The organism is Nocardia sp. NPDC049935, assembly GCF_055586645.1.
Map to the genome: position 1 here is coordinate 199,086 of NZ_JBVJHV010000007.1, position 13,081 is coordinate 212,166.

Below are 13,081 nucleotides of genomic sequence, written 5' to 3' on the forward strand. Positions count from 1 at the left end.
GCGTATAACCGTTGCCCGGTCGGCGCGGGGCCGACAGAGTGGAGGTGCAGACATCTGTTCCGGCCCCCGCGGGCCCGACATCTGAGGAGAACGCTGTGCGCTTCGGAATCTTCGTCCCGCAGGGGTGGCGCCTGGACCTGGTCGGTATCGAGCCCGGCGCCCAATGGGACGTGATGCGAGGTCTCGCGGAGCGTACGGACGCGAATCCGGTCTGGGAGTCGCTGTGGGTCTACGACCATTTCCACACCGTGCCGGAGCCCAGCGACGAGGCCACCCACGAGGCGTGGACGCTGATGTCGGCGTTCGCGGCCACCACCTCGCGGGTCCGGCTGGGCCAGATGTGTACCGCGATCAGCTACCGCAATCCCGCCTATCTGGCCAAGGTCGCGGCCACGGTGGACCTGATCTCGGGTGGTCGCACCGAGATGGGTATCGGCGGCGGCTGGTACGAACACGAGTGGCGCGCCTACGGGTACGGCTTCCCCACCGCGGGCGAGCGGCTGGGCCGGCTCGACGAGGGCGTGCAGATCTTCCGCCAGGCCTGGCAGACCGGCACCGCCACCCTGGACGGCCGCTACTACCAGGTCGACGGCGCGATCGTGCGCCCGTTGCCCGCGCAGGCGGGCGGCCTGCCGCTGTGGATCGCGGGTGGCGGCGAGAAGAAAACCCTCCGGATCGCCGCGAAATACGCGAACTACACCAACTTCGCCGGTAACAGCCCCGACGAGTTCACCCACAAGTCCGAGATCCTGCGCGCCCACTGCGCCGATGTCGGCACCGATTTCGACGCCATCGTCCGCAGCTCGAACTTCAATGTCGCGATCGGCGCCACCGAGGCCGAGGTCGAGCAGCGCGAAGCCGAGCACGTCGCCCGCCTGACTCCCGTCCTCGGCGCGGAGAAGGCCCGCGGTTACGTCGACAACCTGAACAACGGCGGCGCGGCGGTCGGGACCCCGGAACAGATCGTGGAGAAGCTGTCCGCCGTCCGCGATCGCGGCCTCGGCTACGCCATTTTCAACTTCCCGGAAGCGGCCTACGACACCAGCGGTATCGAACTCTTCGAACGCGAGGTCCTTCCCGCGCTGTCCTGATCGGCGCCGTTCCGGGATCCGGCCGTGGCGGGCCCGGTGCCGAGCATGGGTGCCAGCACCCGCCCGATCGTCCGTAGTGAGTGCGGCGAGGCGATCTCCCAGTGGGTGGCGTCGATCGCGGTCTCGTGCACCCGGCCGGAGATATGGCGCCGCCAGGCCCCGGCGGCGCGGCCGGCGCCGCGGTCGTCGCGGTCGGCGGTGAAGAACACGAGATCGCCCCGGTAGATCCCCGGCCGGTGCCGCGGGCCGATCCGCTGTGCGCGCAGCGCACCGGCGAACATCCGGTGCACCGTGTCCTCGGTGAGCACCCGGAACGGCCCGGGGAGCGAGGACAGCAGTCGCACCGCCTGGTCGGGGGTGAATTCGTCGGCCGGGATATCCACCAGCCGATCGGTGCCCAGCTGGCCGATCAGGTTGCCGACGGTCACCGGCTGCTCGCCGGCGTAGCCGACGTCGCCGACGAACGAGTCGAGCATGCCGAGCAGTTCGACCCGCTCGCCCTGTTGTTGCAGCTGTACCGCCATCGCGTGGGCGACGAGTCCGCCGTAGCACCAGCCGAGCAGGCGATAGGGGCCGGTGGCCTGCACCGCGCGCACGCGGCGCAGATAGTCGGCGGCGAGTTCGTCGATCGACTCCGGCGCGGCGGCGTCCTCGGTGATCGCCGGGGACTGGATCCCGTAGAGCGGGCAGGTCAGTTCTGTCGCGAGGCCGGCGAAACTCCACGACAGACCCATCACCGGGTGGATACAGAACAGTGGCGAGCCGATGCCGGTCACCCGGATCGGGAGTACGGGTGCGAGCGCGCTGCCGGCCGGCAGGGCGGTCTCGGCGCGCGACTCGGTGATCCGCCGGGCCAGGCCCGCCGGGGTGGGGTCGGCGAACAGCCACGGCAGGGCCAGGTCCGCGCCGGTCGCGTCGCGCAGCCGGGCCAGCAGGGTGGTGGCCACCATCGAATTTCCACCGAGATCGAAGAAGGAGTCGTCGGCGCCGGCCCGCGTCACGTCCAGTACCTCCGCGAACACCCCCGCGATCAGCTGTTCCAGCTCGCCGCTCGGTTCCCGATACCGGCGCCCGGAATCGGCGCGCGGCCGGGGCAGCGCCGCGACGTCCAATTTGCCGGTCGCGGTGAGCGGCAGAGTGGACACCACGACCACGACGTCGGGAACCATATGCGCCGGCAACCGCGCCCGCAGACGGTGGCGCAGATCGTATCCGTCCACGGGCGCGGTATCCGCGGCCGCGCCCACGGCGGCGTAACCGACCAGCCGGGGTCCCGCCACCGCCTCGTGATCGACGACCACCGCCGCGCCGTACACTCCCGGGCAATCCCGCAGGGCCGCTTCGATTTCGGCGGGCTCGATGCGGTACCCCCGCAACTGCACCTGCCGATCGGCGCGGCCGTGATGCTCCAGATCACCGGCGTCGTTCCACCGGCCGAGGTCGCCGGATCGATAGAGCACACCGCCCGGGGAGTACGGATCGGCCACGAAACGCGCGGCGGTCAGGTCCGAGCGCCCGAGATAGCCACGGCTGACCTGCGCTCCCGCCAGATAGATCTCCCCGACGACACCGGCCGGGACGGGATGCAGCCGGGCATCGAGCACCCGGATCCCGACTCCGCCGAGGGGGCGGCCCACCGGTGTTCCCGTCACCGGCCGCCCGGCCGCGTCGAGGTCGAGTTCACCGTGGGTCAGATGCACTGTGGTCTCGGTGATTCCGAACATATTGCCGATCCGGGGCGCCGCGGCGCCGTAGCGCCGGGCGAAGGGGGCCGCGACCCCGGGATCGAGCGGTTCACCACCGAAGATGATGCGCCGCAGTACCAGTGGCGACTCCGCCGCCGCGTCGGCCTCGTCGAGCGCGGCGAAGGCGCTCGGTGTCCGGTTCAGGATGGTGACCCGTTCCCGCGACAGCAGTTCCCGGAGCAGCCGGGGTGAGCGCACGGTGTGATGGTCGGCGACGACGAGGGTCGCGCCGGTGGTCAGCGCACCCCAGATCTCCCAGACCGAGAAGTCGAACGCGGCCGAATGCACCATCGACCAGATATCGGTGTCGTCCAGGTCGAGCAGGTCCCGGGTCCGCCGCAGCAGCGACACGATATTCGCCTGGGTCACCGCCACGCCCTTCGGCCGGCCCGTCGACCCCGAGGTGTAGATGATGTAGGCGAGATTCCCGGGCCGGGCACGCGGCAGCGTCGCCGCCGTGGTGCCGGCTCCCGCGTCTTGCCCGCCACCGGGTTCGACGACGGGCACCCCCGCGGGCGGGTCGATTCCGCTGTCCACTGTCGTGACAACGCACAGCGGCGCTACTTCGCCGAGCATGGAGTGGATCCGGTCGGGTGGATAGTCCGGATCGACAGGCACATAGGCGGCACCGGCGCGGACCACGGCGACGATCGCGACGATCAGGTCCGCGCCGCGCGGAAGCGCCACCGCGACACGGATTTCCGGACCGGCGCCCAGCCGGGTGAGCCGCCGCGCCAGCCTGCCCGAATCGGCGGCCAGCGCACGGTAGGTCAACGATATTCCCCCGAAACGGACCGCGACCGAGTCCGGGTCGATCCGTACCGCCGCGTCGAAGAGATCGGCGAGGGTGAGGTCACCGGAGTCCGCCACCTGGACCGGCGCCGCGAGTCGCGCGTGTTCCGCGGCGTCCAGCAGCGCGATATCCCCGACCGGCGTCGCGGCGCCGGAAGCGGCGGCACGCAGTACGCGCTCCAGGGTCACCGCGATACGCCGCACGGTCCCCTCGTCGAACAGGTCGGTGGCGTAGGTGAAATGCCCGCCGAGCCCGACCGCCGTCTCGCTCAGCGTGAGTTGCAGATCGAATTCGGCCGTGCGGATATCCGGCTCCACGAGCCGCACCGCGATCCCGTCGGCCGCCACCTCGGGTACCGGCTCGACGTCCTCGGTGAGCACGACCTGGAACAGCGGATGGTGATCGCGCCGGCGGGCCGGGTTCAGTTCCCGGACTATCCGTTCGAAGGGCACCTCGGCGTGGGCGAAGGCCGCGAGATCGGTATCGCGAACCCCGGCCAGCAGATCCGCGAAAGAGGCCGCGGGATCCACGCGGGTGCGGAGTACGACCATATTGACGAACATGCCGATCAGATCGTCCAGCTCCGCCGCCCCGCGGCCGGCGACCGGTGTCCCGATGGCGATATCGGTGCACCCGGTAAGCCGGAACAGGGTGACCGCCAAGGCCGCGTGCACGACCATGAACCGGGAGGCGCGGGAAGCGGCCGCCGTCCGTGCCAGCGCGGTGACGGTCTCCGGATCGAACTCCATCCGCAGTGCCGCGCCCGCCCCCGAAGCGACCGCGGGCGCGGGCCGGTCGAACGGCAGCGGCAGCCGCGCGGGCAGTTCCGCCAGCTGATCCCGCCAATAGGCCAGCTGCCGGCCCATCGGCGTGGCCGGGTCCGCGGCGTCGCCCAGCCATTCGGCCTGCCGGATCGCGTAGTCGGCGTAGGTCACCGGCAGGGCCGGGAAGGACGGCGGTCGCCCGGCCGTACGGGCCGAATACGCGGTGAGCACATCGCGCAGCAGTGGTCCGGCCGACCACCCGTCCGCGCTGATGTGATGGATCACCAGCGCGAGCACGTGGTGGTGGGGGTCCAGCCGGTACAGCCGGGTCCGCAGCGGGGTATCGCGGGTGAGGTCGAAGCCCATGGCCGCGAAGGTCGCCAGGCGCTCCCGGAGTTCCGTGGACTCCACGGGCACCGCCTCGAGCCGGATGTCGCGCGCGCCGGGCGGCAGCACGTATTGCGCGGCGCCGCCGTCGGCGTCCTCGGGGTATATCGTGCGCAGCGGTTCGTGATGTGCGACCACATCGGCGAGCGCGGCCCGCAGGGCCGCGATATCGAGTGGGCCGCGCACGCGCACGGCGATCGGGATATTGGCCACCGCGGACGCGGGATCGACACGGTTGACGAACCAGAGCCGCTGCTGGGCCGGGGCCAGCGGCACCCGTGCCGGACGTTCGGGTACCGGGGTCACCCGCCGCACGCCGGAACCGGCGAGTACCCGGATCCGCGCAGCCAGCCCGGCGACGGCCGGTGTCTCGAAAATCGCGCGCATCGGCACTTCGGCCGCGAAGACGGCGCCCAGGCGCGCGCTCAGCCGGGCCGCGATCAGCGAATTACCGCCCAGTTCGAAGAAGTCGGCGTCCGGGCCGGACACCTCGACACCGAGCAGTTCGGCGAAGACTTCGCGGACCGCCCGCTCCACCGCGTCGGCCGGGGCCGTGGGTACGGCGGTTTCGAATACCGGTTCGGGCAGGGCGGCGCGGTCGACCTTCCCGGCGGTGGTCAGCGGTAGCCGGTCGAGGACGACCAGGCGGGCGGGTACCGAGTGGGCGGCCAGCACGCCGCGCGCGTAGGCGCGCAGTTCCGCCGCATCGATCGAACGCCCCGGCGCCGGGACGAGATAACTCACCAGCATCGGGTCACCGGACGGCGCTCTCCTTCCCACCGTGGCCGATATACGCACCGTCTCGTGCCGGGACAGCACCGCGTCGACCTCCCCGGGTTCGAGGCGTATCCCGCGGATATTGAGCTGGAAGTCCGCGCGCCCCACGTATTCGAGCCCGGACGACTGCCCGTCGGCCCGCGTCCGCACCAGGTCACCGGTCCGGTACATCCGGCCGCCATCGGGTGACCAGGGATCGGCCACGAAACTCCCGGCCGTGCGACCAGGGGCCCGCAGATAACCCCGCGCGAGCCCGGCACCGGTGAGGTACAGCTCCCCGACCACTCCGGGCGGCACCGGCCGCAGGCGCCGATCGAGAACCCGGACCGCGTTGCCCGCGGTGGCCGCCCCGATCACCACCGGCTCGCCGGCCGCCAGCGCGGTGGTCACCGAGATGACGGTCACCTCGGTCGGACCGTAGCCGTTGAGGTAGGTCCGGCCGGGCGCCCAGCGGTCCACCAGCTCGGGATCGGAAACGTCCCCGCCCACCGCGAGTCCCCGCAGGCCCGGGTGCCGCGCGGGATCCAGGGTCGCCAGGATCGCGGGCGGGATCACCGCGTACGTGACGTCCCACGCGGCGATGAGGGCGTCGAGCGCGGCGCCCCCGGCCGTCTCGGGCGCCACGATCACCAGGGTGGCGCCGTTGCCGAAGGCCAGCATCCATTCGAGCACCGCCGGGTCGAAGGTCGGTGCGCATACATGCAGGACACGCGTTCCGGGTGTCACCCCGAAATGCGCGGTGATCGTCCGGAACAGCGGCTCCAGGCCGCTGTGGGTGACCGCCACTCCTTTCGGCCTGCCGGTAGAGCCCGAGGTGTACTGCACATAGGCGAGATCCGCGCGATATGCGCGGCGGACCGCTGTGTACCCGGCGCCGGCGCCCTGCCGGGTGTAGTCCAGCGGGATCCAGTCCAGTGCCCCGGGCAGTGTCCCGGCGGCCTCGTCGGTGGTCAGGCCCCGGACGGCTCCGGAGTCCGCCAGTATCCAGGCGATCCGGTCACTCGGGAAGGACGGATCGATCGGTAGGAACGCGGCACCGGATTTCGCGACCGCCCAGACACCCGCGACGAATTCGGCGGATCGCGGGGCATGGACGGCGACCACGTCCCCCGGGCCGGTTCCCCGGGCGATCAACTGCCGGGCCAGGTGATCCGACCAGGTATCGAGCGCGTCGTAGTCGATTTCGCGATCACCGTCGACGATCGCGATCCGGTGCCGGGCGTGCGGCAGGGCGGCGGTGAGGATCTCGACAAGGGTGCGACCGGCGGATCCGGGCTCGGCGGGCGCGACGGGGGTCGTGTCGTGGAAGTCGATATCACCCACCGGCACTGCGGGCGCGGCGACCATCGCGGCGGCCAGCCGCGGCCAGCTGGCGGCCCAGAATTCGATGGTCCGGTCGTCGAAGAGGTCCCGGGCGTAGGAGAACTCGGCCTCGAGCCGGGTACGGCCGTCGGCGTCGGCCGTGGGACGTATGGTCAGCGCGAGGTCGAACCTGGCCACCCCGGGATCGATATCGATCGGCCGCACCACCAGATCCCGCAGCTCGAACACCCCGGCGGGCTGATTCTCGAAGGAGAACGCCACCCGGAACACGGGATGGTCCCCGGGCTCGGTGCGCCGGTCGAGGGCCCGCACCACTTCGTCGAACGGCAGGTCCGCGTGCTCGAATGCCGCCAGGTCGGCGTCGCGCAGCTCGCTCAGGAGGTCCGCGAAACCCCGGTTCCCGTCGATCACACTGCGCAGGGTCAGCGTATTGACGAACATCCCGACCAGACCGTCGAACTCCGCCGTCGGCCGCCCCGCGACCGGGGTGCCGACGCAGATATCGTCGCTTCCCGTCATCCGGGCCAGTAACACCGCGAACACCGCGTGCGCCGCCATGAACAGCGTCGCCTGCCGCGCACCGGCCAGTTCCGTGAGCGCCGCGGTGAGATCCGCCCCGACCACGAATCGGGTGCGGCCGCCCTCCCATGTGGGCGCCGCGGGGCGGGCGCGATCCACCGGTAGCGGGAGCCGAGCCGGGATCCCGGCCAGGGTTTCCCGCCAGAACCGTATCTGACGTGCCCGGAGACTATGCGGATCCGCCGCTTCGCCGAGCCGCTCCGACTGCCGGCGGGCGGCGTCGGCGAATTGCGCGGGCAGCGGCGGCCATCCGGGTTCGCCGCCCTGCGTCCGCGCCGCGTAGGCGGTCATGAGATCGGCGGTGAAGGGCCGCGCCGACCAGCCGTCCGCGCTGATGTGGTGCACGGCGTAGGCCAGCACATGCTCGTCGTGACCCACCGCGAAAAGTGCGACCCGCAGCGGAATCTCGGCGGCGACATCGAAGCCGCGGCGGCCCAGCGCGACGATTTCCCGGTCGAGGTCCGCGGCCGGCACGGCGACCGGACCGGGCAGGACGACCGCCTCGCCGGGCGCGCAGACCCGGTGCACGGGAGTCCCGTCCACCAGTGGGTAGCGGGTGCGCAGTGATTCGTGCCGCTCGACGACATCGCCCAGTGCCGCGCGCAAGGCCGCGATATCGAGGGGCCCCGAGATCCGTACCGCCGCACACATATTGTCCACCGGCGACTCCGGATCGGCCTGGTTGCGCAACCACATCCGCTGCTGGGCGGGCGCCAGTGGGACGCGGTCCGGGCGCGGATCCCGGCCGATCCGGACCGGATCGGCGACGGACCGGCCGGATACGACCTCCGCGAGGGCGGCCACGGTCGGCGCGTCGAAGATCTCCCGGACCGAAACCGATATCCGCAGCGCCGCCGCCAGCCCCGCCGCGAGTCGCGCCGCGTCCATGGAATTCGCGCCGAGCGCGAAGAAATCATCGGTGCGGCCCACCGCCGCCACGCCCAGGATGCCGGCGGCGGAGGCGGCGATCAGTTGTTCGATGGTGCCGGAGGGCTCCTCGTAGGCAGGCGCGGAGACGTCCGGCTCGGGTAGCGCGTCCCGGTTCAGCTTCCCGTTCACCGTCACGGGCAGTTCCGGAAGCGTCACCACGGCCGAGGGCACCATGGCCCGGGGCAGCCGGCGGGCGAGATCGCGGAGGACTTCACCCGATTCCACCGTCGCGTCCGGGCCCACGACCACGTACCCGACCAGCCGCCGTTCACCGGCGACCTCCCGCACCGCCGCGGCCGCCCGCACCACACCCGGGCACGCGCGCAACGCCACCGCGATCTCGTCGAGTTCGATACGGACACCGCGCAGTTTGACCTGGCGGTCGGTGCGTCCCAGATACTCCAGCGCGCCCGCGGCGTTCCAGCGCACCGCGTCGCCGGTCCGGTACAGGCGCGACCCCGGGGGTCCGAAAGGATCGGCGACGAACCGCGAGGCCGACGCACCCCCGCCTGCCACATATCCGCGCGCGACCTGCGCGCCGCCCACATACAGTTCCCCGCGCAGTCCCGCGGGGACCGGTCTCAACCGGCTGTCCAGCACATGGACCCGCGTATTCCATACCGGCGCACCGATCGTCACCGCGGCCGTACCGTCGATATGCGCGGCGGTCACCACCTGTGCTTCCGCGGGGCCGTACCAGTTGAACAGCGAGGCCGTCGTCCACTTCCCGAACTCGGCGACCAGGGCGTCCGGCAGTTCCTCACCCGCCGCGAACACCCGCCGCAACGACGTGGCCGGTGCGGGATCGGTGGCGAGGTAGTTCTCCAGCACGGTGGGCACCACATGCAGTGTCGTCACGCCGTATCCGGTGATCGCCCGGTCCAGCGCCGCGAGGTCGCGGTGCGCGTCCGGGTCGGCCACCGCGACACACGCCCCGGCCTGGAGCGGCCAGAACACCTCCCACATCGCGATATCGAAGGTGAGCGGGGTTTTGTAGAGGACCACATCGGAGTCGTCCAGGCGGTACCGGTCCTGCGCCCAGCGGAACTGGTGGTCGACGGCCGCGTGGGTGGTGACCACTCCCTTCGGCAGGCCGGTCGAGCCGGAGGTGAACAGTACCGAGGCGGCGTGCCCGGGTCGTAGCGGGGTGATCCGGTCCGCGTCCGCGATCTCCGCGTCGTCCCAGGTGGTCGTATCCACCTCGGAGACCGCGACAACCGTGGTCGCCTCGGGCGCCCGGAGGTCGTCGCCGCCCGTGGTGAGCAGTACCGACGGCCGCGCCGTACGCAGCATATGCGCGATGCGCCGCCGTGGATGTTCCGGATCCACCGGGACATAGGCGCCACCGGCGACGGTCACGGCGTACAGCCAGCAGAGCTGATCGACCGACCGGGGCAAGGCCACCGCCACCCGGGCCTCGGGTCCGACACCGAGTCCGATCAGGAACCGGGCCCGCCGGTTCACCTCGCCGTGGAAACGGGCATAGGACAGCGTCCGCGCCCCGGCGCGGACCGCGGGCGCGTCCGGGGTGAGACGCGCCCGGGCCGCGAAACGTGCCGCCAGGGTGGTCGCCGTAACCGGGTGGTCGGTGGCATTGCGCGCGCGGTACAGCGCGGTGTGCGCGGGATCGTCGACCAGATCGATATCGGCGAGCCGGGTGGTGCCCGCCGCCACCGTGATCTGATCCAGCACCCGCAGGAAGAGCCGGTGCCGCACGGCGAGTTCGGTTTCGGTGTAGCCGTGTGGATTGCCCTGGAAGTCGGCGCGCAACCCGTCGTGGCCGTCGGTGTACAGGTTGACGAGCAGATCGTCGATCGGCCCGGAGGTGAGCACCCGCAGCCGGCCGGTCGCGGCGCCCAGCCGGATCGCGTCGTCGAACAGCATGATGTTCACGATCGGCCCGAACTGCCCGCCGGCCCCGCCGGTATTCCCCGCATCGCGCCGGATGTCCTCGTGCCGGTACCGCTGATGGCGCAGGGCGCCGGTGATCGCCGCGCGGACTCGAGCGACCAGGTCCGCGATATCGGCGTCCGGCCGGATCTCGATCCGCAGCGGGACCAGGTTCGCGAGCATGCCTCCCGACCGCTTCGCCCTGGCACCGGTCCGGCCGGAGACCGGCAGGGTCAGCAGGATATCGGTCCGGTCCAGGACCCGGGCGCAGAACAGGGCCGTCGCGGCCACCGCGAGGGTCGCGACACTGCAGTCGTACCGGCGCGCGGCCGCCCGGAGCGCGCGGGTGGCGCCCGGCGCGGGCGCGGCGGAGGCCACCACAGGGTGCGCGGCGTGCCTCGGATGCTGTTCGGACAGCACCGTATCGGCGAGCCCGCGGATTTGTTCGCGCCAGTACTCGCGGTCGCGGGCGTGGCGCGCGGACCCGAGGTAGGCGATCTCCTCGTCGTACAGCTCGGCCGGGGAAGCGGCCCGCGACGGCGACGGCTCGTCTCCCGATATCGCGGACCGGTAGATCTCGGCGACCCGCAGCAGGAAGTTCATCGCGCCCAGCCCGTCGAGTACGACATGGTGGGCCCGCGCGTACCAGTACCAGCGGTGTTCATCCACGCGCAAGACCGCCGAATGCACCAGCTGGGTTCCGAGAAGGGGCCGCGGTGTCCGGTGGTCCCGGCGCATCCACGCGTGCGCGGCCGCCTCGGGATCGGGTTCGGCGCGCAGATCCAGCACGGTCGGCCCCGCCTCCGCGGTATCGGCCACGTACTGCCACGGCTGTCCGCCGATCTCCACGATGCGGACGAAAGCCGATCCGATCTCGCGCCCGGCGCGGCGGCAGGCCGTATCGAGCACACCGGGATCGAGCTCCCCGCGCAGCTCGAGGTACTGCGCGACCACGTAGGGCACCTCGGCCGCCAACTGCTGGGCGAACCACACGCCCAGCTGTCCGGGCGACAGCGGAAAAACCGAATCCTTGTCCACCGAGCCCATATTCGCGGCGGCGCGGACGGATCCACAGACCCTATTTCCCGCGGCAATACCGGCAGGGGCCGGCCGCCTCCGCCCGGCCCGCCGGCGTTCGCTACGGACTCACCGATTCACGCCCGGACGTGTTCACGGAGGAACGCGATCAGCGGGGTGAGTACCGCCCGCGGGTCGTCGATGAACGGCCAGTGCCCGAGGCCCTCGAGGATGTGGATTTCGGCCTCGGGAAAGAAATCACGCTGCCGCCGGGCGAACCGAACCGGAATATAGGGGTCACCGTCGCCCCAGATCACGCATACCGGCAGGCCGTCGCCCACGATCTCGCCGCGCATTTCCGGGAAGGCCGCGGCCGGATCACGCGAGTTGCGGTAGAGCCGGAGCACGGCCCGCTTGTGCGCCCGGTCGGCGTAGCGATCGACCCGGTCGACGTACCCGCGTGGCAGCGGGACGGGGTTGTCGCGGTTGAGGGCGATATGCATGGCACGCTTATTGCTCACCAGCTGGAACAGCTCGCCGACCACCGGTGTCTGCCAGATCCTCGCGTACCGGTGCCAGCGGTAGCCGTCGAGGACACCGGTGTTGATCAGCGTCAGCCCGGCCAACCGGTCCCGATGGTCCAGCGCCCACCGCAATCCCCACGGGCCACCGAAATCGTGCAGGACCAGATGCACCCGCTCGATACCGAGGTGGTCGAGCAGCAGGCCCAGATAGCGCGCGTGCCCGGCGATACTGTGCTCGAACGACCGCGGCCGCTCCGAACGCCCGAACCCCGGCATATCCACGGCGATCACCCGCGCGAAGCCGGCCACCTCCGGTATCAGCTCCGCCCAATCGTCCATCGGCCCCGGATTGCCGTGGACGAACACCACGGCCTCGGCACGGCCCCCGGGATCGCTGTCGTAGACGGCACACCGGACACCGGCAATCCGGTACTCGATGACCGGCAGCATCGGCGCGATTCCATCCACGGTTCCCCCTCGATCACCGTCGGCCGGCACCGACCGTGCCGCCGACCTGTCCGCGACCGACAGTACCGGCTATCCGGGAAACGATGAACCTCCCGAACCGTTCAGAGCGCGACCACCGTCAGCAAAGGTTCCAGTCCCTTGAAATCGTCCGCATTGCGTGTGAACAACGGCAGATCGTTCGACGAGGCGATGGCAGCGATCATCAAATCCATCTTCCGCGGCTTGGGACTCCGTCCGGCGGCGTGTACCAATTTCGCCATCGAGGTGAACCGTCGCGCTGCTGTCGAGGAGAACGGTAGTGCATCGAAAGCGTGCTCGATCTCCAGGAGTCGTTCGGTACGAAGCGCGAGCGTTTTCGCATCGGATGCCAGCGCTACGCCCAAGCCCAACTCGGCGAGCGTGACGGTGCTGATCTTCGGCTGGATCGGAAGATTCTCATCCTCGATGGTGGTCAAGTCGATGAGTACACAGGTATCCAGCAGTCCGACCGGGTAGCGGAACGTCCCCCCCGGTTCAGTCATCCAGTCTGTCCTCTCCGAATGCGACGTCGATTTCCGCACGCTCATCCGCGGCACTCGCGGTTCCTGCGAACCTCGCGAGTCGCTTTCTCAGTTCGGCGGTCGTCAGGTTGTGCCGGGCGGCAATGGGGCGCAGTTCACCGACGGGCCGGCCATTGCGGGTGATGACAAAATCCTCACCCGCCTCCAACGCGTCCATTACGCCCGCACTGCCGTTGCGTAGCTCGGCTTGGCTGATCGTCCTCGTCATTCGTCCAATATAGCGACCGATGCTA

The 13,081-nt window shown here is 70.8% G+C and carries 5 protein-coding genes; 1 reads left to right on the top strand and 4 read right to left on the bottom strand.

Annotated features, from left to right (window positions below; all coding sequences use genetic code 11):
- Nucleotides 1-95: 95 nt before the first annotated feature.
- Nucleotides 96-1,091 carry an LLM class F420-dependent oxidoreductase gene (locus ACZ6SF_RS25820; protein ID WP_466065231.1) on the top strand — a complete coding sequence of 332 codons (996 nt, stop codon included), beginning with the start codon at nt 96-98 and terminating at the stop codon, nt 1,089-1,091.
- On the opposite strand, the gene ACZ6SF_RS25825 is transcribed toward ACZ6SF_RS25820, so the two are convergent.
- The 4 genes from ACZ6SF_RS25825 to ACZ6SF_RS25840 form a co-directional block, all read right to left on the bottom strand.
- Nucleotides 1,034-11,317: an amino acid adenylation domain-containing protein gene (locus ACZ6SF_RS25825; RefSeq protein WP_466065233.1), complete on the bottom strand. Its 10,284-nt coding sequence runs from the start codon at nt 11,315-11,317 to the stop codon at nt 1,034-1,036. The two genes, ACZ6SF_RS25820 and ACZ6SF_RS25825, sit on opposite strands and share 58 nt — an antisense overlap.
- Nucleotides 11,318-11,433: 116 nt before the next feature.
- The gene (locus ACZ6SF_RS25830; protein ID WP_466065235.1) at nt 11,434-12,288 is read right to left on the bottom strand and encodes an alpha/beta fold hydrolase; all 855 of its coding nucleotides are present in this window, start codon (nt 12,286-12,288) and stop codon (nt 11,434-11,436) included.
- 101 nt (nt 12,289-12,389) lie between these two features.
- Nucleotides 12,390-12,809 (bottom strand): PIN domain-containing protein, encoded by a 420-nt coding sequence (locus ACZ6SF_RS25835; protein ID WP_466065237.1) that lies wholly within the window; start codon nt 12,807-12,809, stop codon nt 12,390-12,392.
- Entirely contained in the window at nt 12,802-13,056 is a 255-nt protein-coding gene (locus ACZ6SF_RS25840) for a type II toxin-antitoxin system Phd/YefM family antitoxin (protein WP_466065239.1), read from the bottom strand. Before ACZ6SF_RS25840 ends, ACZ6SF_RS25835 begins: the two co-directional genes overlap by 8 nt.
- Nucleotides 13,057-13,081: the final 25 nt, after the last annotated feature.